Annotated in this window: 21 protein-coding genes and 1 riboswitch; of the genes, 16 read left to right on the top strand and 5 right to left on the bottom strand. The window is 60.4% G+C overall.

Features of this window, described 5'->3' with window-relative positions:
* The first annotated feature begins 24 nt into the window (after positions 1-24).
* The 4 genes from H7B67_RS27340 to H7B67_RS27325 all read left to right on the top strand — a co-directional run bounded on the left by H7B67_RS27340 (position 25) and on the right by H7B67_RS27325 (position 5,472).
* Entirely contained in the window at positions 25-1,209 is a 1,185-nt protein-coding gene (locus H7B67_RS27340; RefSeq protein ID WP_185123070.1) for an acetyl-CoA C-acyltransferase, read from the top strand.
* A 69-nt stretch (positions 1,210-1,278) separates the two neighbouring features.
* Positions 1,279-3,072 carry an acyl-CoA dehydrogenase family protein gene (locus H7B67_RS27335; protein ID WP_185123069.1) on the top strand — a complete coding sequence of 598 codons (1,794 nt, stop codon included), beginning with the start codon at positions 1,279-1,281 and terminating at the stop codon, positions 3,070-3,072.
* Between the two features lie 59 nt (positions 3,073-3,131).
* Positions 3,132-4,823: a long-chain-fatty-acid--CoA ligase gene (locus H7B67_RS27330; RefSeq protein ID WP_185123068.1), complete on the top strand. Its 1,692-nt coding sequence runs from the start codon at positions 3,132-3,134 to the stop codon at positions 4,821-4,823.
* A 217-nt stretch (positions 4,824-5,040) separates the two neighbouring features.
* The gene (locus H7B67_RS27325) at positions 5,041-5,472 is read left to right on the top strand and encodes a PaaI family thioesterase (protein ID WP_185123067.1); all 432 of its coding nucleotides are present in this window, start codon (positions 5,041-5,043) and stop codon (positions 5,470-5,472) included.
* Positions 5,473-5,502: 30 nt separating this feature from the next.
* Here the strand turns inward: H7B67_RS27325 and H7B67_RS27320 are convergent, their stop codons facing one another.
* From H7B67_RS27320 to H7B67_RS27310, 3 genes are all read right to left on the bottom strand, one after another.
* Positions 5,503-6,522 carry a serine hydrolase domain-containing protein gene (locus H7B67_RS27320; RefSeq protein WP_185123066.1) on the bottom strand — a complete coding sequence of 340 codons (1,020 nt, stop codon included), beginning with the start codon at positions 6,520-6,522 and terminating at the stop codon, positions 5,503-5,505.
* A gap of 112 nt (positions 6,523-6,634) precedes the next feature.
* Positions 6,635-7,036 (bottom strand): SRPBCC family protein, encoded by a 402-nt coding sequence (locus H7B67_RS27315; protein ID WP_185123065.1) that lies wholly within the window; start codon positions 7,034-7,036, stop codon positions 6,635-6,637.
* 98 nt (positions 7,037-7,134) lie between these two features.
* Positions 7,135-8,004 (bottom strand): AraC family transcriptional regulator, encoded by an 870-nt coding sequence (locus H7B67_RS27310; RefSeq protein WP_185123064.1) that lies wholly within the window; start codon positions 8,002-8,004, stop codon positions 7,135-7,137.
* 194 nt (positions 8,005-8,198) lie between these two features.
* Here H7B67_RS27310 and H7B67_RS27305 point away from each other — a divergent pair, with 194 nt between their 5' ends.
* Genes H7B67_RS27305 through H7B67_RS27295 form a run of 3 tightly spaced genes read left to right on the top strand, consistent with a single transcriptional unit; the run spans position 8,199 to position 11,972 of the window.
* On the top strand, positions 8,199-9,380 hold the full coding sequence (locus H7B67_RS27305) for a galactokinase (RefSeq protein ID WP_185123063.1): 1,182 nt from the start codon (positions 8,199-8,201) through the stop codon (positions 9,378-9,380).
* 1 nt (position 9,381) lies between these two features.
* Positions 9,382-10,368, top strand: a complete 987-nt coding sequence (galE, locus tag H7B67_RS27300; protein WP_185123062.1) for a UDP-glucose 4-epimerase GalE — start codon at positions 9,382-9,384, stop codon at positions 10,366-10,368.
* A gap of 17 nt (positions 10,369-10,385) precedes the next feature.
* Positions 10,386-11,972 (top strand): UDP-glucose--hexose-1-phosphate uridylyltransferase, encoded by a 1,587-nt coding sequence (locus H7B67_RS27295; protein ID WP_185123061.1) that lies wholly within the window; start codon positions 10,386-10,388, stop codon positions 11,970-11,972.
* 315 nt (positions 11,973-12,287) lie between these two features.
* Here the strand turns inward: H7B67_RS27295 and H7B67_RS27290 are convergent, their stop codons facing one another.
* Complete coding sequence (locus H7B67_RS27290; protein WP_185123060.1) at positions 12,288-12,509, bottom strand: DUF1128 domain-containing protein; 222 nt, start codon at positions 12,507-12,509, stop codon at positions 12,288-12,290.
* Between the two features lie 196 nt (positions 12,510-12,705).
* Positions 12,706-13,110 (bottom strand): hypothetical protein, encoded by a 405-nt coding sequence (locus H7B67_RS27285; RefSeq protein WP_185123059.1) that lies wholly within the window; start codon positions 13,108-13,110, stop codon positions 12,706-12,708.
* A gap of 177 nt (positions 13,111-13,287) precedes the next feature.
* On the opposite strand from H7B67_RS27285, the gene yyaC reads away from it, so the two are divergent.
* The 9 genes from yyaC to H7B67_RS31370 form a co-directional block, all read left to right on the top strand.
* The gene (gene yyaC, locus H7B67_RS27280) at positions 13,288-13,884 is read left to right on the top strand and encodes a spore protease YyaC (protein WP_185123058.1); all 597 of its coding nucleotides are present in this window, start codon (positions 13,288-13,290) and stop codon (positions 13,882-13,884) included.
* A 4-nt stretch (positions 13,885-13,888) separates the two neighbouring features.
* Complete coding sequence (locus H7B67_RS27275) at positions 13,889-14,707, top strand: alpha/beta fold hydrolase (protein WP_185123057.1); 819 nt, start codon at positions 13,889-13,891, stop codon at positions 14,705-14,707.
* Positions 14,700-15,362 carry a DUF6483 family protein gene (locus H7B67_RS27270; RefSeq protein ID WP_185123056.1) on the top strand — a complete coding sequence of 221 codons (663 nt, stop codon included), beginning with the start codon at positions 14,700-14,702 and terminating at the stop codon, positions 15,360-15,362. The genes H7B67_RS27275 and H7B67_RS27270 overlap by 8 nt, the downstream gene beginning before the upstream one ends.
* Positions 15,359-16,585, top strand: coding sequence for a class I SAM-dependent methyltransferase (locus H7B67_RS27265; RefSeq protein WP_185123055.1), 1,227 nt, complete (start codon positions 15,359-15,361; stop codon positions 16,583-16,585). The genes H7B67_RS27270 and H7B67_RS27265 overlap by 4 nt, the downstream gene beginning before the upstream one ends.
* A gap of 159 nt (positions 16,586-16,744) precedes the next feature.
* Complete coding sequence (locus tag H7B67_RS27260; RefSeq protein WP_185123054.1) at positions 16,745-18,010, top strand: MDR family MFS transporter; 1,266 nt, start codon at positions 16,745-16,747, stop codon at positions 18,008-18,010.
* Between the two features lie 106 nt (positions 18,011-18,116).
* On the top strand, positions 18,117-19,775 hold the full coding sequence (locus tag H7B67_RS27255) for a diguanylate cyclase (RefSeq protein ID WP_185123053.1): 1,659 nt from the start codon (positions 18,117-18,119) through the stop codon (positions 19,773-19,775).
* A 56-nt stretch (positions 19,776-19,831) separates the two neighbouring features.
* The gene (locus tag H7B67_RS27250) at positions 19,832-20,524 is read left to right on the top strand and encodes a GGDEF domain-containing protein (protein ID WP_185123052.1); all 693 of its coding nucleotides are present in this window, start codon (positions 19,832-19,834) and stop codon (positions 20,522-20,524) included.
* Between the two features lie 130 nt (positions 20,525-20,654).
* Positions 20,655-20,742, top strand: a riboswitch (cyclic di-GMP riboswitch).
* A 129-nt stretch (positions 20,743-20,871) separates the two neighbouring features.
* A complete protein-coding gene (locus H7B67_RS27245; protein ID WP_185123051.1) occupies positions 20,872-21,585 on the top strand; it encodes a PilZ domain-containing protein in 714 nt (237 codons plus the stop codon).
* 411 nt (positions 21,586-21,996) lie between these two features.
* A partial coding sequence (locus tag H7B67_RS31370) for an O-antigen ligase family protein (RefSeq protein ID WP_185123050.1) occupies positions 21,997-23,579 on the top strand: 1,583 nt, incomplete at its 3' end.

The raw sequence follows: 23,579 nt of genomic DNA, 5'->3' as shown, positions 1-23,579 counted from the left end.
TTGCGGGAGAGGAGGAACCGGAACATGAGAGAAGCCGTAATCGTTGCGATCGGCCGCACGCCGGTCGGCAAGGCGAAGAAGGGCAGCCTGGCCCAGACCCGGGCGGACGACTTGGGCAAGGCGGCGCTGGAGGGCGTCATGGAGAGGATGCCCGGCCTGCGCAAGGAGGACGTGGACGACGTCATCATCGGCTGCGCTATGCCGGAGGGAGAGCAAGGGCTGAATTTCGCCCGGATCATGTCGCTGTATGCCGGATTCCCGAACACCGTTCCGGCATTGACGATCAATCGCTTCTGCGCGTCCGGCCTGCAGTCCATCGCTTTCGCCGCGGAGCGCGTCATGCTCGGACACGCGGACGCGATCGTCGCCGGAGGCGTCGAAAGCATGAGCCACGTGCCGATGGCCGGCTTCAAGATGTCGCCGAACCCGGCCATCGTGGAGACGATGCCGGAGGTGTACATCGGCATGGGGCATACGGCGGAGAACGTGGCGTCGCGATACGGCGTTTCGCGCGAGGAACAGGACCGCTTCGCGCTGCGCTCGCACGAGAAGGCGGCCCGGGCGGTCGCGGAAGGCCGCTTCCGCGAGGAGATCATCCCCGTCGAGGCGCGGTGGACGGAAGAGAACGGCCAAGGCGGGTTCGTGACGCGGAGATTCGTCTTCGACCGCGACGAAGGCGTTAGGGCCGACACGTCGCTGGAGGCGCTGGCGAAGCTGAAGCCTTCGTTCAAGGCGGGCGGCTCCGTCACGGCGGGCAATTCCTCGCAGATGAGCGACGGGGCGGCCGCCGCGGTCGTCATGAGCCGCGAGCGGGCGGAGGCGCTCGGCCTGAAGCCGCTCGCGACGTTCCGTTCGTTCGCGCTGGCCGGCGTGGAGCCGGAGATCATGGGCATAGGCCCGATCAAGGCCATCCCGAAAGCGCTCCGCATGGCTGGCATCGGCCTCGAAGACGTGAAGCTGATCGAGCTCAACGAAGCGTTCGCCTCCCAATGCATCGCGATCATCCGCGAGCTGGGGCTGGACGAGGAGAAGGTCAACGTCAACGGAGGAGCGATCGCGCTCGGGCATCCGCTCGGATGCAGCGGGACCAAAATCTCGGCCACCCTGATCCACGAGCTGAGAAGGAGAGGCGGCGGCATCGGCGTCGTATCGATGTGCATCGGCGGCGGAATGGGAGCCGCGGGGGTATTCGAGGTTCACGCGGATTGACGGAAGCCAAGGCATTAACATCGGAAAAAGACGGCCTCATCCGAATATATTGATAAGGAGAGAGCGGCGATGAGTCAAGCGACGCAAGGCAAGGTTCCCGGGGGAAGCTTTATCCTGGAAGGGGCAGGCGGTCCGGACTTCTCCCGGATCGTCACCCCGGAGGATTTCACCGAAGAGCAGAGGATGATAGCGGAGACGACGGAGGACTTCGTCGAGAAGGAGATCGCGCCCCATGACGAGGCGATCGAGAAGCTGAGCTACGAGCTGACGGTCCGGAAGCTGCGCGCGGCCGGGGAGCTCGGGCTTCTCGGCGCGGACGTGCCCGAGGTATACGGCGGGCTCGGGCTCGACAAGGTGAGCTCGACCTTGATCAACGAACGGCTGGCGAAGGCGTCCTCCTTCGCGCTGTCGGTCGGCGCCCACGTCGGCATCGGCACGCTGCCGATCGTCTACTTCGGCACGCCGGAGCAGAAGCGGAAGTATTTGCCGGATCTCGCGAACGGCCGGAAGCTGGCGGCGTATTGCTTGACGGAGCCTTCGTCCGGCTCGGACGCGCAGGGGGCGAAGACGACGGCGATGCCGTCCGGGGACGGCCGTCATTACGTGCTGAACGGCTCGAAGCAGTTCATCACGAACGCGGGCTTCGCGGACGTCTTCATCGTCTACGCGAAGGTGAACGGGGAGCAGTTCAGCACCTTCATCGTCGAGCGCGGCATGCCCGGAGTCAGCGTCGGCCCCGAAGAGAAGAAGATGGGCATCAAGGGGTCCTCGACGTGCCCTCTCATCCTTGAAGACGTCAAGGTGCCGGCGGAGAACCTGCTGTGGGAGGTCGGCCGGGGCCACCTGATCGCCTTCAACATCCTGAACATCGGACGCTTCAAGCTGGCGGCCGGCACGCTCGGCGCGTGCAAGGAGACGATCGCGCTGTCCGCGAGGTACGCGAACGAGCGCCAGCAGTTCGGCCGTCCGATCTCCTCGTTCCCGCTGATCGGCAAGAAGCTGGCCGACATGGCCATCCGGACCTATGCGCTGGAGAGCATGGTTTACCGCACGGCCGGCTTGTTCGACGAAGGGCTCGCCGGGCTGAATCCGGGCGGGGAGGGCAGCGGGCTGGCCTCGGCCAAGGCGATCGCCGAGTATCAGATCGAATGCTCCATCAACAAGGTGTTCGGCTCGGAGGCGCTCGACTTCGTCGCCGACGAGGGGGTCCAGATCCATGGCGGCTACGGCTATATCCAGGAATACGCCGTCGAACGGATTTATCGGGATTCCCGGATCAACCGGATTTTCGAAGGGACGAACGAGATCAACCGGCTGCTCATCCCGGGCACGCTCATCAAGCGCGGGTTGAAGGGCGAGCTGCCGCTCCTGGAGAAAGCGACGGCGCTGCAGGCGGAGCTGATGGAGCCGATGCCGGCGCGTTCGTTCGAAGACACGCTGGAACAGGAGGAGCATCTGCTGTCCATGGCGAAGAAGATCTTCCTGATGGTCGGCGCGGGAGCCGTGCAGCGCTACCAGACGAAGCTCGAGCAGGAGCAGGAGCTGCTGGCGGGGCTCGCGGACATGATGATCTCCGTCTACGCGATGGAGAGCGCCCTGCTCCGCGCCCGCAAGCTGCTCTCCTCCGCCGGCGAAGAGAAGGCGAGCCGGGCGGTCGCGATGACGACCGCGTTCGTCCACGAGCAGTTCGCCCTCGTCGAAGGCTGGGCGAAGGAGGCGCTGGCCAGCCTGGCGGAAGGGGATGTCCTGCGCACGCAGCTGTCCGTCCTGAAGAAGCTGACTCGCGTCGCGCCGGTCAACCTGACGAAGCTGAAACGGGGAATCGCCGCCCCGATTATCGCCGGAGAGAAATATATCGTTTAGAAAAAGCAGGGTCCGCAAGCGATTCGCCATCACCACTTCACGCAAGAGAGGTGTAGGCAATGTCGAACAAGGCTTGGTTGTCCCAATATCCTGCAGAGGTTCCGTCCAGCTTCGATTACCCGAATATTCCGATCACCCGGTTCCTGATCGATGCCGCCGAGCGCTATCCGAAGACGATCGCGCTCGACTTCATGGGCAAGCGCATGACCTACCGGGCGGTGCTCGCCGCCGCCCGGCGCTTCGCCAACGCGCTCCTCGGGCTCGGCGTGGCCAAACGCGACCGGGTCGCGCTCATGCTGCCGAATTGCCCGCAGATGGTTATCGCCTACTACGGAACGCTCATGACCGGAGCGATCGTCGTCATGACGAACCCGATGTACTCGAAGCGCGAGCTTGAGCACCAGCTGAGAGATTCGGGCGCCGCCGTCATCGTCACTCTCGACCAGCTGCTGAAGAGAGTGGAGCAGGTCTCCGAAGACGTGCCGCTTAACCGAATCATCGTCACCTCCATCCGCGATTATCTTCCTTTTCCGCTCAACGTTCTGTTCCGCATCAAACAGAAGAAGGAGGGGACTTCCCTTCGGATTGCCTACGACGATCGGATCCTAAGCTTCCGCAGGCTTCTCGACGGGGCTTTGGAGGCGCCCATCGAACCCCGGATCGATCCCGCGGCGGATCTCGCCCTGCTCCAATACACGGGCGGCACGACGGGGCTCGCCAAGGGTGTCATGCTGACCCATCGCAATCTCGTCGCCAACACGATCCAGAGCCGACTCTGGTTTTACAAGGCTCAGGAGGGCATGGAGCGGTACATGTGCGCCCTTCCTTTTTTTCACGTGTTCGGGCTGACCACCTTGCTGCATCTGGGGATCTATACGGCGGGGACGCTCATCCTGGTTCCGCGCTTCGAGATCAAGCAGGTGCTGAGCACGATCCGGAAGAAGAAGCCGAGCATCTTCCCGGGAGCGCCTACGATGTATATCGCGATTATCAACCATGCGGAGGGCAAGCAACACTGGCTCTCCTCCATCCGGATCTGCATCAGCGGAGCCGCTCCTCTGCCTCTCCAGGTGCAGGAGAAGTTCGAAGCTTTGACCGGGGGCAAGCTGATCGAAGGCTATGGCTTGACGGAAGCGTCGCCGGTCACCCACGTGAACAACATCTGGGAACGGCGCAAGAACGGCTCGATCGGAATCCCGATTCCGGACACGGAGGCCCGCATCGTTCGTCCCGACACGCTGGAGGACGTGAGGCCGGGCGATATCGGGGAGCTGGCGGTCCGGGGGCCGCAGGTCATGCAGGGGTATTGGCAGAAACCGGGCGAGACGGAGAAGGTGCTGAGGGACGGCTGGCTGCTGACGGGGGACTTGGGCACGATGGACGACGACGGGTTCTGCTACATTCTCGACAGGCGCAAGGACCTGATCATCGCCGGCGGCTACAACATCTATCCCCGAGAGGTCGAGGACGTCCTCTACGAGCATCCTCTGATCGCGGAGGCGGCGGTCGCCGGGGTGGTGGACCCTTATCGCGGGGAGACGGTCAAGGCGTATATCGTTCTGCGAGAGGGAGCGAAGCTGAGTCCCGAGGAGCTCAGGTTCTGGTGCAAGGATAAGCTGGCCGCCTATAAAATCCCGAAGCTGTTCGAATTTAGGGAAGCGCTTCCGAAAACGATGGCCGGCAAGGTGCTTCGGCGCGTTCTGGTGGAGGAGGAGAACGAACGGGCAAAAGGAGGAAGCGGCAGCGCTTAGCGAGATTGGTGCGGAAGAAAATGAGCGATTGTCGATAAATGTATGTTTATGTCGAATTTTGGCGGGCGTGAAGAAGGTACTCTCTCTTTTTTGCTCCCGAAACCCATTATCCCCTCTCCTCAGAACTGCCGGAGACCCCCGAATTCTGACTGATGGGGATAGTGGTTTTTTTTAAGCGTTTTGCATATGAGCCTTGCGCGTATAGAGGAGGTGCGAGATGGAGAAGGACGATCGGGAGGAACTGGCCGAGAAACTAAAGGAATGGGAGGAGCTCGGAAAATCGACGTTCTGGGGGCTGCTGGGGTGCGAGTTCGAGAGGCTGGAGGAGAAGGCGGCCGTCATCTCGCTAACGATCGAGCCCAAACACTTGAATATGCTCGGCATCGTTCACGGAGGAGTGCACGCCACGCTGATCGATTGCGCGATGGGGCTTGCCGTCATGCGCGAAAATCCTTATGAAAACTCGGTCACGACCAACCTGAACCTGCATTACATCGCTCCCGCCCGCGAAGGGCGGGTTATCGCGACGGCGGAGATCGTGACCCGAACGAGGAAGACCGTTCACACGATCGCCCGCGTCCACGACGAAGCGGGAGAGCTGCTAGCCTTCGGGACGGGGAGTTTCCGGATCTTGGAGAGGAAGGGGTAGGGACCGGAACAAGCGCATTCCCGGCCCGCCTTATTCCGGCAGAACCAGCAGCCAAGGGGCGATATGCTCCCGAAACACGTCGATGGCCATCCGCTCTTTCTTCCGATTGTCGTTCGTCAGCACGACGACAACGTCCCGGTTCGGAACGACGTAGATGAACTGGCCGCCGTAGCCGCGGGCGAAGAAGTAATCCATGGCGGGGGCGGAGGTAAAAGCGGAGCCGGAGCCGGAACCGGAGCCGGAACCGGAACCGGAACCGGAGCCGCCCGCGACGGCCGTCCCCGAATCTCCTTCCGCATACCGATCGCTCCACCAATGCCAGCCGTACCAGCCCTGCCGGTGATCCCTCGAGCGAAGGGCGGGGCGCACGGACCGCTCGGCAAGCCCGCGCGAAACCAATTGCCGGTCTGCCCAGCGTCCGTGCCGCAAGTAAAGCTGCCCGAGCTTAAGCAGGTCCGCAGGCCGAAGATGAAGCCCGAAGCCGCCCGTGTGAACGCCTTGGGGATCGGTCTCCCATCGGTACGACTCGATTCCGAGAGGGCCGAACAAGCGATCCTCCGCGAAGCGGGCCGTCGTCGTCCCGGACGCTTCGGCAAGCAGCGAGGACAGCAGCTGCGAGATGCCGGAGTTGTAGGTCATGCGCGCCCCCGGCTTGTCCATTAAAGGAAGCTCCAGCACGAAATTCGCCCAATGGGGCGATCTCGTCATGCGGGGGAACGAGTTGCGGCCTCCGAACTCGGTCCATTCGAAGCCGGCCGACATCGTCAGCAAGTGCTCCAGCGTGATCTCCCGCTTGCGGGGATCCTCGTCCGCGGCCAGCCTCGGAAAAAATTCCGAAGCAAGCGTCCCGGGCGCCGGCAGCAAGCCGCGATCCATCGCGATGCAGACGAGCGCGGACAGGAAGCTTTTGGTGACGGAGTGGATATCGGCTATGGCCGAGGCCGAATCCGCATTCCGATAGCTCTCGAAGACAAGCTCGCCCCGACGGCTGATCAGGCAGCTGCGCAATTCGAGAGGAGCGAGCGCATCGTGCATTAAAGTCCAATTCATCGTTGTCGTCCTTATGCGGCTCCGCGCTGTGCGGCAGCCCATGTTTTACATCGTATTTCGTATTCTACCACAGGATCGGACCCCGGCGAAAAAACGCCGGAGCGGGGATGCCCTACTCCCCCTCCAGCACCCTCTTCAGCCTCTGCAGATCCTCCTTCACGTTGCGGCCGTTCACCGCGTATTCGCGATCCAAGGGATCCTTGGCCTGGAACACCGTGAAGATCACCCGGCTGCCCGAGCCGGAAGCGACGACCCTGGCGTGATTCGGCCGCTCCGGTCCGCCTTCGCTCCGCACGTAGTGATCCATGATGCCGTAAGGGTTCGGCTCCGCGAACCGAAGCGTCATTTCGCCCTCCGGCGTCTCGATGCGCCATTCCTCTCCGATTCTCTTGACCGACCGGCAGAACGAGGCGGCCCATTCGGCGAAGTTCGCCGGGTTGGACGCATATTCGTATACCTCGTCGGCCTTCCTCTCGATCGTCACGGATTCGATTTTCCACTGGGCAAGTCCCACTTCGCATGACCTCTCCTTCTTCGCAAAAAAAAGGCTTATCTGAATTAGTTTATTAAGCGAAGAGGGAGCTTCATGCCAGTTGCGACCCGAAATCGGAATTACGGCTTGATAACGGAAGCGCGGTACTCGGAAGGAGTTTGGCCGCAGCGCTTGCGGAACTGCTTCGAGAAGTAGAGGGCATCCGGATAGCCGACGGAGGAGGCGATCTGCTCGACGGTCAGCTCCGGACGCTCGCGAAGGAGCCTGCGGCCGTGGTCGATGCGGGTCCGGGTCAGAAAAGAGATCGGCGTAAGGCCGGTATGCTGCTTGAAAATGCGGGACAAATAGGCGCGGTTGTAGCCGAGGGACTCGGACATCGATTCGATGGTCACCGGCTCGGCGTATTGGGTGGCGAGGTAGCTCGCGACCTGCCGGACGAGCTCTTCGCTATGGGATTCCGGCCGAAGCGGCGCCGGCTGCTCTTCCGTCGCGGCCTCCCTAAGCTCGGCGAGCAGCAGGTGCAGCTGGCCGGCCGCTTTGAGCGAAGCGGACCGCGCTTTCAGCCGGAACGTCTCGAAGATCGCCTCGAAGCACGCGGCGGGCAGAGGATTGCTTCCCGTATCCGCGATCGGCGATTCGACGGACAGGCCGGCATTCCTCGCGAGCTCGTCGGCGAGCGGCCCGGCGAACGCGATCCACAGGTATCGCCAGGGATCCGCGGGGTCCGATTCGTAGCTGACCAGATGGCCCGGATGGATAAGGAAGCTCTGCCCCGCCCTCAGCTCGGCCCGGAGATCGCCGCTGACGAACGTGCCCCGTCCGGACAGGACGTGGTGCAGCAAAAAATAATCCACGACTTTGGGCCCGACTTTATGCTCCGGCTTGGTCTGGCTCTCGCCGGCGAACAGGACGGACAGCGGCTCGCCTTGCCGATCCGGGCCGGCCGCGAACGGATGGGAGACGACTTGATAGGTATGGGATGGGCTCATGGGGTACGGACTCCTTTGCGAACGGGATAAGGTCGAACAGGATGATTCCATTGTACCATGACGCATGGGGTCTTCGGTTACAGAAAGTCACTTTTGTCCATATGAACAACACATCAAGCCATTTTCCGAAAATCTCTCTATCCGCTATACTAGAGTTACCAAATCAAGCTTCCATAAGGAGAGTATCCGATACCATGCCGCATATTCCGCAATTGACCCAGCAATTTTTGGCCCGCTTCGGCGGCGGGGAGGAAGGCCTGCGCGTCTTCCAGGCGCCGGGACGCGTCAACCTGATCGGCGAGCATACCGACTATAACGGAGGAGCGGTGTTCCCGGCGGCCTTGACCTTCGGGACGACGCTGCTGATCCGTCCGAGAAACGATCGCCAGCTCGGCTTCGCTTCCACGAACTTCGATCTGACGAGGACCGTTCCGGTCGACGGCCTGAGCTACAAGGAGGAAGACGACTGGACGAACTACCCGAAGGGTGTCGTTTGGGAGCTGGAGCAGCGGGGAATCAAGCTCTCCGGTGGCTACGATCTTCTGTTCCACGGAGAAATTCCGAACGGAGCCGGCCTTTCGTCCTCGGCTTCGATCGAAGTCGTGACGATGTTCGCCCTGCTGACGCTGGAAGGCCGGAAGATCGACACGGTCGAGATCGCGCGCTGGTCGCAGCACGTGGAGAACGAGTTCGTCGGCGTCAAGAGCGGCATCATGGATCAATTCGCGGTCGCGAACGGCAAGAAGGACCATGCGATCCACCTGGATTGCGACACGCTCGAGTACGAGCTCGTTCCTTTCCGATCCGGCGACTACAAGCTTGTCATCGGCAACACGAACAAGCGCCGCGGGCTGGTCGATTCGAAGTACAACGAGCGCCGCGCCCAGTGCGAGGAAGCGGTTCGGGATCTCAAGGCGGCTTTCCCGGACCTGACGCTGCTCGGCCAGCTTACCCTCGAGCAATTCGAAGCGAACGCGGGCCTCGTCAAGGACGAGACGGTACGCCGTCGCGCCCGGCACGTGGTGGAAGAGATCGACCGCGTCAAGCGCTCGATCACGGCTCTGACGGCTAACGATCTGGCGGCCTTCGGGCAGCTCATGAACGGCTCGCACGATTCGCTGCGCGACCTGTACGAGGTAACGGGCGCGGAGCTGGACGCGATGGTGGACGCGGCTCGCGCGGTTCCGGGCGTGCTCGGTTCCCGCATGACGGGCGCGGGCTTCGGCGGCTGCACGGTGTCGCTGGTGCACCGGGATTCGGTGGAACGCTTCGTCTCCGAGGTCGGCGAGAAGTACAAGGGCGCAACGGGCCTTACGGCGGACTTCTACGTATGCGACATCGGAGACGGCGTCAAAGAATGGAAGGAGGAAGCGTAACATGGCGGTATTGGTAACGGGAGGAGCCGGCTATGTCGGATCCCACGCGGTAGCGGCCCTTCTGGAGAAGGGCGAAGAGGTCGTCGTCATCGACAATTTGTACCAGGGGCACAAGGACGCGCTGCTCGGCGGCAAGTTCTACGAAGGGGATCTGCGGGACGAAGCGTTCCTGGATAAGGTGTTCGCGGAGAACGAGATCGACGGGGTCATCCATTTCGCGGCGAATTCGCTCGTCGGCGAGAGCATGCAGAACCCGGGCAAATACTACCACAATAACGTATACGGAACGCTCTGCCTGTTGGAAGCTATGAAGAAGGCGAACGTGAAGCGCATAATTTTCTCCTCCACCGCGGCGACTTACGGCGAACCGGAGAAGGTGCCGATCGACGAGTACGACCGCACTCTTCCGACGAACGCCTACGGGGAAACGAAGCTCGCGATGGAGAAAATGATCCGTTGGTTCGATCACGCGCACGGGGTGAAGTATACGTCGCTTCGCTACTTCAACGCGGCGGGCGCCCACGAGAGCGGCAAGATCGGCGAGGACCACAGCCCGGAGACGCATCTCATCCCTCTGGTGCTGCAAGTGGCTCTCGGCCAGCGCGAGTTCATCTCGGTGTTCGGCGACGATTACCCGACCGAGGACGGCACTTGCCTGCGCGACTACATCCACGTCAGCGACCTGGCGGACGCCCACGTGCTTGCCCTGGAACGCCTGCGCAAGGGCGGCGACAGCGCGATCTATAACCTCGGAAGCGGATCCGGCTTCTCGGTCAAGCAAGTGATCGACCTGTCCCGCGAAGTAACGGGCCATCCGATCCCGGTTCGCGTCGAGCCGCGCCGCGCCGGCGACCCCGCCGTGCTCGTCGCTTCGCCGGAACGCGCCCGCAAAGAGCTGGACTGGAATCCTCGCAGGGCTCAGTTGAAGGACATCATCGCAAGCGCTTGGTCTTGGCATAGCAGCCATCCGAACGGCTACGAGAAATAGGACGGAGGCATTGCATCATGAACGCAGCAACATCGGCGGGGGCGGCTTCGTCTCCGGAGAACATCTATGCGGGAATTCGGCGACTGGTCGACTTCGCTCTGGCGAAGGGCATGATCGAGCCGCTCGACGAGGAGTACGCGGTCAACTCGCTGCTCGATCTGTTTAAGCTGGCGGAGCCGGCGGACCTCGGCGCCTCGGAGGCTTCCTCCGGGCTGCCGGACGGCCCGATGCCGATCCTGGAGCCGCTGCTCGACGCCGCTTTCGGGCTTGGCCTGATTCCGGACAATACGACGACGTACCGCGACCTGTTCGACGCCCGCATCATGGGAATGCTGATGCCGCGTCCGTCGGAGACGAACGCGGAATTCCGGCGGATCGCGGGAGAGAAAGGCGTCAAGGCGGCGACGGATTGGTTCTATAAGCTGAACATCGACTCCAACTACATCCGCATGGACCGCATCCGCAAGAACGGCTACTGGCTTCATGCGACCGAGTACGGAGAGCTGGAGATTACGATCAACCTGTCCAAGCCGGAGAAGGATCCGAAGGAGATCGCGCTGCTCAAGACGCTTCCCCAGGCGAATTATCCGAAGTGCCTGCTCTGCAGGGAGAATGTCGGCTACGCGGGACGCGTGGACCATCCGGCCCGTCAGAACATCCGCATTCTTCCGGTCGAGCTGCAAGGGGCGCAATGGTTCTTCCAGTACTCCCCTTACGTTTACTACAACGAGCACAGCATCATTCTGTGCGGCGAGCACGTTCCGATGAAGATCTCGGCGGCGACGTTCGCGCGCCTGCTCGACTTCGTGGAGAGCTTCCCGCATTATTTCATCGGCTCGAACGCGGACCTGCCGATCGTCGGCGGATCGATCCTGAACCACGACCACTTCCAAGGCGGCCGCCATGTTTTCCCGATGGAGAAGGCTGGCATCGATCGCTGGCGGACGCATAACGTCGAGGGAGCCGTCAAAGCGGCGGTCGTTCGCTGGCCGATGTCGGTCGTGCGCCTGCGCTCGAACGATCGCGCCGCGCTGCTTCGCGTCAGCGGCTCCATTCTGGACGCCTGGCGCGGGTACAGCGATCCGTCGGCGGAGGTGAACGCCTTCACGGGCGAGACGCCTCACAACACGATCACGCCGATCGCCCGCATGACGGACGCGGGCGAGTACGAGATGGACCTCGTGCTGCGCAACAACCGCACGAGCGAGGAGCATCCGGACGGCATCTTCCATCCGCATAAGGAGCTGCATCACATCAAGAAAGAGAACATCGGCTTGATCGAGGTGATGGGCCTCGCCGTTCTGCCGGGCCGCCTGCAGGACGAGCTCGCGCAGATCGCCGCGATCCTGACCGGAGCGGCGCCTTACGACGCCGGCGAGCTGGCGAAGGCGGACCATCCGCTGGCGAAGCACGCTCCGTGGATCGCCGAGCTGGCCGCCGCGCACGGCACCGCTCTTGAAGAGAGCGCCGCGCAGGAGGTTCTCCGCTCGGCGGTCGGCGACAAGTTCCGCGCCGTTCTCGCGGACGCGGGCGTGTACAAGGACAGCGAGGCGGGCCAAGCCGCTTTCGGCCGCTTCCTGCAGGCCGTCGGCTTCGGCGGCTAAGCGAAATCGAACGGCAAGCCGATCGCAAAAAAAAGGCAGTTGCTCCCGCGCGGGAAAACGCGGGGCAGCTGCCTTTTGTGTCGGGGGCGGGGCGGCGGTAAAAACGTGAGGTCAATAAACATGAAAAATCACGTTTAATTTCGCCGGAAGCGCGGAAATGAGGAGATAAACATGAAAAATCATGTTCGTTTCGTCATTTCCGCAGAATCGAAGCCCATTAAACATGAAAAATCACGTTCAATACGTTACTTTCGCCGAATCAAGGAAAATGAACATGAAAAATCACGTTCGATTTCAGCGTATGCCGGCCAAACGTTATCCCCGGAGCTTGCCCAGCTCGGAGACGAGAGCTTCCACTTCGCTGATGCTGAACTTGTCCTTGGAGTTCACCATGTCGTAAATGTCTTTGATATCCTCGTACTTGTCGACTTGGAAGTGCGAGGCTTGCATCGCGGCTCCGGAAGCCATGCGAAGCTTCAGCTTAATCGCTTCTATCATGAACTCGACGTTCGCTTGGGTCGGTTGGGATAAATCCATGGGTCATCTTCCTCTCGCTATAGCGCTTGTTGATGCCCATTGTATCATAACCGCCGCCCGATGAACACGCGGGACCGCCTCGGTCGCCGGGCGAACGCCGTCTTGAGGTCACGCAGAGCGAGACTCGGGTTGGCGGACGGCGGCTTCTTTTGCTATCTTTAAGGAAAACGCCGCGACGAAGAGAACGGGGGACGGCCTATCGATTCCGGTCGGTTCGGCGTCCGGTACCCGAGATCGAGCGTCCCTTGGAAGACGAACGCGTCGGCACGGCGCCGACGCTTCCGCCGGCCGGGCCGTTGCCGCCCGCCGTCCCGGTACCGCCATTCGCGCCGCTGCCGCCATTCGCACGTTTGCTGCTTTTTGCGCCGCCGCCGCTATTCGCGCCATTGCCGCCGGCACCGCTGCCGCCTTTTGCGTTATTGCCGCCGTTCGCAATGGTACCGCCATTCGCGCCATTGCCGCCGTTTGCGCCGTTGCCGCCATTTTGGCCGTTGCCCGCGTTCGTTCCGCCGGAGCCGCCGCCGCTCACCGTTTGAACGTTGCCGATAATGACGGTACCTTCGTTGTTGAGGATAAAAATTTTGCCGATGCGGCAACCCATGGATCCATTCCTCCTGTTCCTTCAAAGGAGGGGCTCGTCGCATTCTCCCGATTATATCCTATGAGCCGCATGTCCACGCGAACGGGGCTTACTTAGATCGTCGAATCGCCTTTTTTGGATCATCCATCGTTACTGCGTTTCACTGCCAGCACAATTGTTGAAGGAGCCAATAGCTTCATGCCCAATTCCTATTACTCGGAGCCCCGGAAGACCGAGGAGCTCGCGACTCTCGAGAGCTTTCTAGCCGGAGCGGCGTCCCTCCACCGCGCGGACGAGATCCGTTTCCTCTGCATCGGCACCGACCGGTCGACGGGCGACAGCCTGGGGCCTTGGGTCGGCACGATGCTCCGGGAGAGAGGCTTCGGCCGGGTGACCGGCACGCTCGAGGACCCGTGCGATGCCGACCGGCTTCCGCGCGCGATCGACTCCCTTGCGCCGGGAGAACCGATCATTGCCGTCGACGCCTGCCTCGGCAGGCCGGAGAGCATCGGACGCTACCTGCTGACCGAAGGACCGCTTCAGCCGGCCAAGTCGGTCGGGCGAAATTTTCCTCCCGTCGGGTCTTATAGCATCGCGGCGGTCGTGGGCGCCATCGGCCCGAAGCCGTATTGGACGCTGCAGACGACCTCCCTTCATCGGGTGCTGGTCATGGCGGAAGAAATCGCCAACGCGGCGGCGCGCGCCTGGGGCAAGGAAGTTTATTTGAATTCGTGGAAGACGATTCGGTACAATAGAAATAACGAATTGGGAAGTAACCAATCGGAAGGGACGTGACTTTATGCCATCCATTATGAGCGCGGATCGACTCAAGATTGCCTACAGCGACGAGGGACAAGGAATTCCCGTCGTGCTGCTTCACGGATATTGCGGAGACCGGCATTATTTCGACGAAGCGGTTCCCATGCTGAGCTGGCGCTTCCGCGTCATCGCTCCGGATTGCCGGGGCCACGGGGAGTCGGGAGCGACGGAAGGCGCCTACCCGATGGAGCGTCTCGCCCAGGATGTCGTCGACCTGCTGGACGAGCTGAAGATCGAACGCGCCTTCGTGTTCGGGCATTCGATGGGCGGCTATGCGGCGCTGGCGTTCGCGGAGAAGCATCCGGAGCGCCTTCTCGGCTTCGGGCTGCTGCACTCCACGACGTATCCGGACGACGAGGCGGGCAAGGCCGGACGGGAGAAGGTAGCGAAGCGGGTAGCGGAGGAAGGGATCAAGGGCCATATCGACGACCTGATTCCGAAGCTGTTCGCGCCCGACCATCGGACGACGATGCCGGAGAAGCTAGCCTTCGCCCGCGAGATCGGCTATCGCACTTCGCCGCAGGGCGCCATCGGCGGCGCGCTCGGCATGAAGGACCGTCCGGATCGGCTGCATGTGCTGAAGGAAGCGCAGGTTCCGGTGCTGCTGCTCGCCGGAGAAGCGGACGCCGTCATCGCGCCGGAGAAGCGATTCCCGGCGAACGGCCCGCACATCACCCCGCTGACGCTCGCGCAAGCCGGGCATATGGGCATGCTGGAGAAGCCGCTCGCTTTTGCCCAAACCATCGTCGAGTTCGTCGACCGTTCCATGGAAGCGAAGGATAAGAGCCGGGATGTATAGCCGCGACTACTTGATGAGAATGATCTCCCAGATGACTCAGATGATGGGCCAGCTCATGGGGCTCAAGGAGCAGAAGAAGAACGACGAGGCCCTCGCGCTGATCGACGAGTTCCTGAACAAGGAGCTGCGAATGAGAACGAAGCTTGCTCTGGGCCTCTCCGACGAGGATCTGCTGCAGATGCTGAGCGTGGGGGGCCAGCCGAACATGGAGTCCGTCGCGATGATCGCTATTTTCCTGCAGGAGGAAGGCGAAATTCTCGAGGAGCAGGGGCGGCTTCACGACACCCTTCCAAGGTACGAGAAGGCGCTTCGGCTGATTCTCTACGTGCTCAAGATGAACGGGCCGATAACGGGTTTCGAGTTGGAAAATAGAGCGGCCAAGCTGATCGACCGAACGGAGCCTTATGAGCGGACGGCCGAAACGAAGCGCTCTTTATGGCAGTGGTACGAGAGCGGGAAGAAGCTGGCGGATGCCGAGGACCTGCTCTATGAGCTGCATGACACGGGAGGCGCTAGCTTCGAAGAAGGCATCGCTTTCTACGAGCGGCTGGATCTGCTGGACGATAGCGAGCTGGAGGCTGGGGGACTCTCGAGAGAGGAGCTTCGGGAAGGCATGGCGCAATGGAGATTGCTGGCGGGAGAGTCGGTATCATGAATCAAGATTTGCAGGATAAACAAGAGCGGGGCAGGCAAGCGGAGCTGGAATCCTTCATCCAAGAGACGATGGCGGAAGAGCGGCTCCTGCAGGCCACGTTCAGCCAGCCTCGTCACAAGAACGAGGAGGCCGCCCGCAAAATCGCGGTGCGACCCGTAAAGCTTAAGGACGGGCTCCGCTACCAGTTCGAACGGCTGGTCGGCAACAAGGCCCTTCACAGCAATCTCGCGCCGGAGGAAGCCGCGCGGGAGATGTCGCGGCTGCTGGAGAGCGAGTTCCGGCAGGCGCTGTTCAAGACGGCCGAGGCGGACGTCCAGGTGCTTATCAGCAAGAAGGGCAAGCCCGCCCTGATTCGCGGCGCGCCGACTTCCAAGAATGCGGCTGCGGCGGCTCCTTCCCATAACAAGATCAAGTCCTACGCCCTGCCGGAAGGAGAGCCGGTGCCCTTCCTGGTCGAGCTCGGCGTCATGACGCCCGACGGCCGCGTCGTCAAGGGGAAGTACGATAAGTACCGGCAGATCAACCGCTTCCTGGAGATGGTATCGGATACTCTTGACCAGCTGCCGAAAGGCCGGGAGCTGCGGATCGTCGACTTCGGCTGCGGCAAATCCTATTTGACGTTCGCGCTCTATCACCTGCTTGCGAATAAAGAGAAGCGCGACGTTCGCATCTTCGGCCTCGATCTGAAAGCGGACGTGATCGAGACGTGCGCAAGGCTCGCCGGTAAGCTCGGATGGGATCGGCTGACGTTCGCGGTCGGGGATATCTCCGAATACAAGGATTCGGACAAGGTCGACATGGTCGTTACGCTGCATGCGTGCGACACGGCTACCGATGCGGCATTGCTTCAGGCGATAGAGTGGGAGTCGGAGGTCATCCTGTCCGTTCCTTGCTGCCAGCACGAGCTGTTCGGGCAGATCAAGCAGCCTCTCCTGAAGCCTCTGCTTAAGCACGGAATCCTGAAGGAGAGATTCTCGGCGCTTGTCACCGACGCGGTCCGGGCGCAGCTTCTCGAGCTGGCCGGCTATAAAGTTCAGATGCTGGAGTTCATCGATCTTGAGAACACGCCCAAAAACCTGCTGATCCGAGCCTTCAGGACCGGACAGCCCGCGCGGCCCGAGACGATTAAGGAATACGAGGAGCTCCGGGCGTTCCTGGCCATCTCTCCGTACATGGAGAAGAACGCGCAGGGCGATCTGGCGAAGGTCCTGTCCCGTTCCTAATATAAAGGATTTCTAAAATCTCTCTTCCGAACGCGGAAGAGGGATTTTTGTTATAGCCAGCCGAACAAATATTCGCTATTATTAGGAGTGTAGGTATACCTAAAATGAAACAGAGTTCCGTATGATGGAACGAATTATGATTGCAAATGAGGAAGGTCCATGAAGCTAAACAACTTGTACAAACAGTTTCTTCATTTCCGCAGCTCGTACCATCCGATCGTCCATTCGCTGTTGCTCGGAACCATCCTGGCCAGGCTTGCTTCTTCGATGAGCCTGCCCTTCCTTGCTATCCACTTGGCCAAGAATACCGATCTGGACGCCGTCATGATCGGCTTTATCGTAGGAGCGGGCTCGCTGGCCGGAACGTTCGGCGGCTTCGTCGGCGGAACGCTGTCCGACCTGTTCGGCCGCCGCAAAATCATGCTGGGCGCTTTGATCGGCTGGGGGGTCGTATTCGTCGGGTTCGCCGCGGCTCAGCAAGTGGTGCTCTTCTTGCTGCTTAGCCTGCTCAACGGACTGTGCCGTTCCTTCTACGAACCGGTATCGCAGGCTTTGATGGCGGATTTGACCGAAAAGGAGAAGAGGATGCGGGTGTTCTCCCTCCGCTACCTGGCGATCAATGTCGGCGTTGCGGTCGGTCCGCTGCTTGGCGCGCTCTTCGCGACGAGCGACAGCTCGCTTCCCTTCTACATCACGGGAATCGTTTACTTCATCTACGCGTTCTCGCTCTATATGCTGCTCAACAAGTTCGGCATCCGCCGCATCGAAGGGGAGAAGAAAACGGAGATGACCTTCCTGTCCGTTTGGCAGGCGGTCAAAGGAGACACCGTGCTGCGGTATTATTTGCTCGGCGCGATCGTCACCGCGATCAGCTACTCCCAGATGACCGCTTCCTTGTCCCAATACGTGGGCGACAAGTTCGCGGACGGGGTTTCCCTCTTCGCCGTCATGATGAGCGTGAACGCGATCGTCGTCGTCGTGCTGCAGGTGCCGTTCAGCCGTTGGGCCGAGAAGCGCCCCGCCATGACCGCCATCGCGGTCGGCACGGTCATGTACTCGCTCGGCAATGTCGGCTTCGGCTTGTCGGAGAGCTGGCTCGGCTTTATCGTCTCGATGATCGTCTTTACCTTCGGGGAGATTCTGACCTTCCCGGCCAGCGCGCTTCTCACGGACAAGATAGCCCCGGAGCGAATGAGAGGCGCCTATTACGGAGCCCAATCGTTCAGCAGCATCGGTCACTTCATCGGTCCCTGGCTCGGAGGCCTACTGCTGAGTAGGTACAACGGCACGGTCATGTTCGTCGCGATGGCGTTCGTCGGCCTCGTTGCAATCGTTTTCTATCGGCTCGGAGAAACCGTGCTGGCGCGGCGAACCCGCGCGGACAACGCCTTCGCGGACTCTGCCGGCAATATGAACGCAGGATAAGTCCGGGATGATTATTTTGTAAAAGTTTATTGTCGAAAAAATCCATTCTATGATAGAATAGAGGAATTAAGTCCCATAAATTTCCGGGAATAGAATTGGAGAAAAGGTGAATGCCTTGGGACTGATTCGGCCAGACTTGTTCATTTTTCTTTGCCTTCTCTTCTTGCTCATCATCGTCGTTGCCATAAGCCAAATCACTCGAACTCATAAAGTGTATTTGGCTTTTCATTCTATCATGATGGTGTGGCCGCTCGGGCAGTACGCGGTCTCCATCGCCGTAAGGCCTGACATTCAACTGATATTTCTGAAGCTCTCCTTCGTGTCTATCGGGCTGATCGGACCGGGCTGGCTGTTTTTTGTCCTGTTCCTGACCCAACGTACCTCATGGCTTAAGTCTTCCCGGCTGGCGGCCGTCCTCTTGCCTTCCATCATCAGCGTCGCAGCCGTACTCTGGAACCCGAACGGGCTGTTCTTCACCTCGGAGGGGGATCATCTGGGCGATCGCCAATACGGCCCGATGTTCTGGCTACTGGCTTTTACTCAATTCGGGTATTTATTCGTTACCTTAATCAGCATGTATTACACCATGAAGAACGACAGCTCGTCCAAACGCCGGAAGCAGATGACGACGACGCTGCTCGGCATGTTCGTCCTGACCGGCTTCGCCGTGCTGGACGTACTGGTCAACGTCATGCTGAGGGATTATCTTCCGATCGTGCCGGGCCTGATGTCCATCGGAATTCTGCTCTCCGATTTCTGCTTCGTCGTCGCGATCTCCCGGTACGGCATGTTCGACGTTCTGAGCACCGCCCAGAAGGATATCATCGATCACATGAGCATGGGGATCATCGTCGTCGACGACAGCAACAAGGTGATCGAGGTGAATCGCGGCGCCGAGCCGTTCGCCTTGGTAGCCAAGGGAGACGACTTCGAGATGGACAAGTTCCTGTCTTCCATCGAGCATCGGGAGGAGGTTCGGGAGTTCCTGTACCGGTACCGGAACTATCCGGGGTCCCGGCAGCAGACGGAGATTTCCTGGAGGGACGGGCGGTACGTGTCCATTCAGATTTCGCCCGTACTCGACGAGACGAAATCCGTATTGGCGAAGGTGATCACCTTCCAGGACGTGACCGAGCAGCGCAAGCACGTGGAAGAGATGAACCGCAAGAACGAGGCTCTCCACGAGAGGAACCTGGAGCTGATCCTGATTCAGGAGGAGCTGTTCCGCGTCAACCAGAAGCTCGAACAGATGGCCATTACGGACGGGCTGACCGGATGCTATAACCGCCGGTTCCTGATGCAGCAGCTCGAGCACGAGGTAATGCTCAACTATCGATACGGGACTCCCTTCTCGATCTTTCTTTTCGACATCGATCATTTCAAGACGTTCAACGATCGTTACGGGCATGTCGTCGGGGACGAAGTGATCTGCAAGACGGCGGAGACCGTCCGGAACAGTCTTAGAAGAACGGACATTCTTGCCCGGTACGGCGGCGAGGAATTCACGATTTATCTGCCTCACACGAACCGGGAGCAGGCGGAGCTGCTGGCCGATCGGATCATTCAGGCGGTGGCGGCCAGCGAGATCGCCGTCGGCAAGGAGACGGTCGGAATCACGATCAGCATGGGGACGATTACGGAAGAAGCTTTTCAGAAGCCGGTCGATGACGTGAAGGAGTATTTGCGGTCGATGTTCGCTCAAGTCGACGCGGCACTCTACCAAGCCAAGAACCAAGGGCGAAATCGTGTCGTGGTAGCTTCTTGAATTCGATATTGCTATAATTCTTTCGGTAAACGATTGCATGCAGGAGGGGCGAGAGAATGGAACGTTCGGGACGATTCGCAGGAATAGGCCTTGGGGTTCTCGTCAGCGTCTCGGTCGCCTTGCTGGCTGCCGCCGGAACGGGCTGGACCGGACGCGAGCTCTTCGTCGCCTCCTCGGGGATCGGATTCCTTCTGACGCTAGTGCCGCTAGGATGGCATCTGGGACGGAAGTACGACCGGATGAAGGAGCGCTCGGTTCGGGACAGCCTGACTTGCGCCTATAACCGGCGCTTTATCGAAGAGTGCTTCCTGCGATTGTCCGAGCAGGCTCTTCGCAGAAGCAAGAAGATGACGGTCACGCTAATCGATGTCAACGATTTCAAGCTCATTAACGATACATACGGCCATCTGACGGGCGATCATGTGCTGACCCGAATCGTCGAGGCGCTGAAGGAACGGGCCGACCGGGGAGAGATCGTCGGAAGGTGGGGCGGGGACGAATTCCTTCTGCTCAGCCCTTACGTAGAGAGAGGGGCTGCGAGCAGCCTGTACGAGCAGATCGAGGCCAAGCTCGAGAGCTTGTCCCAGTCCGAGAATAAGAGAGTGACGGTATCCATCGGCTCCTCCGTATTCCCGGATGACGGCGTGACGTTGAAGCAGCTGGTCGATAACGCCGACTGGAAGATGTACGAGGATAAGAATCGAAGCAAGCGAGATGAAGCTCTCCCGCCGATCCGAATGAACGCATAAGCTCAAAGGAGCATTTTTCGCCAACCTTCTACCTAATATTCATCAAAGATGCTATATTTAAAGGAACTTGGCTATTTCGGTTTTGGCGTCGGAGGACGCCGTTGCACCCATGCAAAGTCGCCGGATAGGATAACGTTAAAGGCAAACTTGTCGAAAGGCAAGGACGCAAAGCTAAAGGGTCTAACGTTCGCAAGAACAATGACAGCCTGGCCGCCGAAGATTCGCTTCTATCCCTTTTAGAGGCTATAAGGACGGTTTCCGTGGCTGCTTCCGAGAGGATGCTGCCTTTTTTTTGGCTTTTCTCGGTCAAGAGAAGGCAGGGTGACTGAAGAAAGGTGGAAGTCGGGATGAGTCAAGAAGACGCGTCATATCGCAGCGCGTACGTAGGGCCGGACAAGGACATGATCTCTCTGAAAATGCTGCTGCAATGCCGAACGGTCGTCGAGAAGGCGAACTTCGTATCGACGGGCATCATGACTCGGGCGGAAGGAGAGTTGTTCGAGATCGAATTGAGCGAGTTCGAGCTGTTCGAGCTCGGCGAGAACGTCAAGCTAACCGTATACTCGCCTGCGGGAATTCAATCCTTCCAATCGATCGTCTTCGCCAAGTACGACGGAGCCATCGCGGTCATTCAACCCCCCATTATCAGTCAGAGATTCCAGGAGAAAAGAGAGTTTTATCGCGTTGAAGCGAAGGGAGCGGTTCAAGTCCTTCGGCTCGTGCGGAACGACGGAGAGGTCAAGCTCCTAAGCACGCCTCTGGAAGCCCGGCTGCGCGATATCAGCATAGGCGGGGTGGGCATTGTCATGCCTCCCTACGAGGAGATGTCCAAGGTTGCCCGAATCGGCGCGGTCATTCATCTCGGCTTCACGTTCGCTTGCGACCTGGAGGTCGTGCACCGGGAACGCCGGCTGGACGAAATCCATTACGGCTTCCGAATGAAGGTGCTCGATACGGAGATGCTCCGGCCGCTGCGCGCCTTCGTGCTTCGCCATCAGGTCGAGCAGAACATCCAATCCCGATCGGAAGAGTCGCGCAAGCGCAGCTTTCATTCGAAGTGAGCCTACGGCCAAAAGCAGGGTCTTCTCGTTCTTCGGGCGAGGAGGCCTATTTTGATAAGAGGGTCGGCGTCCTTTCGCCGGAGTTTAGAAGCCGCATTAGCGTCCGATACTGCTGCTACAACGACTCTTCGGGTGATGCCGTGAAAAGGATAGAGCTATCGAAAATATTGAATAGGATCGCGCTGTCTCTCCTGTTTGCCTATCTGGCAGGGATTTTGCCGCTTATCTTCGCCGCAGTCTGTTTGCGCTCGGAAAACGTATTCTGGATCTTATTCCGATATTTATTATGGGGAGGCGTCTCTCTGCTCGTCTCGATTTATTTCTTGATGATGGCGAAACTGCTCACCCAAATGCGGAAATGAATCGTCTGTTAGGAATAGAGGGCAAGTCGGCAAGGGGCGTGGGAAGAGAGTGGCGTCAATAAAGAGGATAAATCGGAATACGGCGATTGCCTGGGGAGGCGCGGCTGCCGTCGCCGCGCTTCTGGGTTACGGGGCGATTCGCGAGGGCTTGTTTTTCGATGAGGATTTTTACGGAGCGGAGATCGTTCTGATCGCTTTGGGGGCGATCTCAGGCCTGGCGGGAGGAATCGTCGGCTGGCGCCGCGGAAGGGCCGTGATTCCGGGATGGGCATTGATGCCGTTCGCGATCGCGGGAGTTTACGGGATTCACCTGCTGCTGGACCCCGTCAGCGTCAAGGGCACGATGGATTCCTTCCTTCGGTGGACGGCTTACGGGGCTTGGTTTGTCTTGCTGTCGCTTTATTTGTCCAATGCCCGGAATAGGAAGGCGGGGTGGGCCGCCCTGCAAGCGGCAGGGACCTTGCTCCTTCTAGGATCCTGGTTCGGCTGGTTCGGCTGGATCGAGACGGAGGGCCTCGTCTTCCGCTCCGACCAAGCGGAGCTGGCGGCGACGGGAGCGCGCTTGGCCGGCTTGCTGCAGTATCCGAATACGTTCGGGGCTATCGCGGCTTTTATGGTTGCGATTGAATGGCAGCTTCTCTCGTCGAGAAGCCGTTGGGCTTCAGGCTTTGCGTCGCTGCTGCTCGTTCCGGCGCTCGCCTCGCTGTTGCTGACCGAATCCAGAGGCGCCCTGTTGGCGCTCCTTGGCGCCGCGTTATTATCTCTGGTCCTCGGGGGACGAAGAAATCTCGGACATCGCTTGGGGACGGCCGGGGTGTCGCTGGCGTTCGCTTCACTCGCGGCGAGATGGGCTTTCGATACGATGCGGGCAGGCGATCCGGGGAACGGAGCCTGGTTGCTGGCCGCGGCTGCGATCGTCGGCGCCGCGCTCCTGCTTGGCCTAAGGCGCGAAGCGGATCGGTATGGGCAATCCTTCGACTCCAGCGGAAGGGTCAGGCTCGTTCTGCCGGGCAAGCGTTTCTCTCTGGCTTCGCCGTTATGGGGGGCGATCCTCCTTCTGATCGGCTGCGCGGCCGCTTACCTACTGCTGGCGAGAGGAGAGGCGGGGGGAGCGAGGCTGGATGGCCATTACGAGACCGCCTCGGCGAGATGGCTCTATTACGCGGACGCGCTCCGCATGTTCCACGACCGGCCATGGATCGGAGCGGGCGGCGAGAGCTGGCGGATGCTCGCCTCCCAATACAAAAGCGTTCCTTACATCGGCAACGAGGTCCATAGCGGCTACCTGGAGATACTGATCGACACCGGCCTGCTCGGATTCCTTCTGCTTGTCGGCATGCTGTTTTGGCTGGTCTTCAAGATGCGAAGCAGGGCTTCGGTCGCCTGGGCCCCGGCCGCCCTGCTGCTGGCCCACTCCGCCATCGACTTCGATTGGTCGTACGGCTATGCATGGCTGCTGCTGCTGCTGTGGTTCGCTCTTCATCTACGGGAGAGCGAGGAGGGAGGCATGGATGCCGCGCCCCGGCCGAGGTCCGCCGGCCGGAAGCGGCTTGCGGCAGCGCCGCTTGCGGCCGCGCTGCTGCTGGGCTTCGCCGCCGCGGCGCTGCCCGCGGCGGCGAAGCCCAGCAGCAG

This window comes from Cohnella thailandensis, from assembly GCF_014212135.1.
In the GTDB taxonomy this organism is placed as follows: Bacteria; Bacillota; Bacilli; order Paenibacillales; family Paenibacillaceae; genus Cohnella; species Cohnella thailandensis.
Note: the sequence above shows the minus strand (reverse complement) of the source record. Positions and strands in the feature narration are given on the sequence as shown.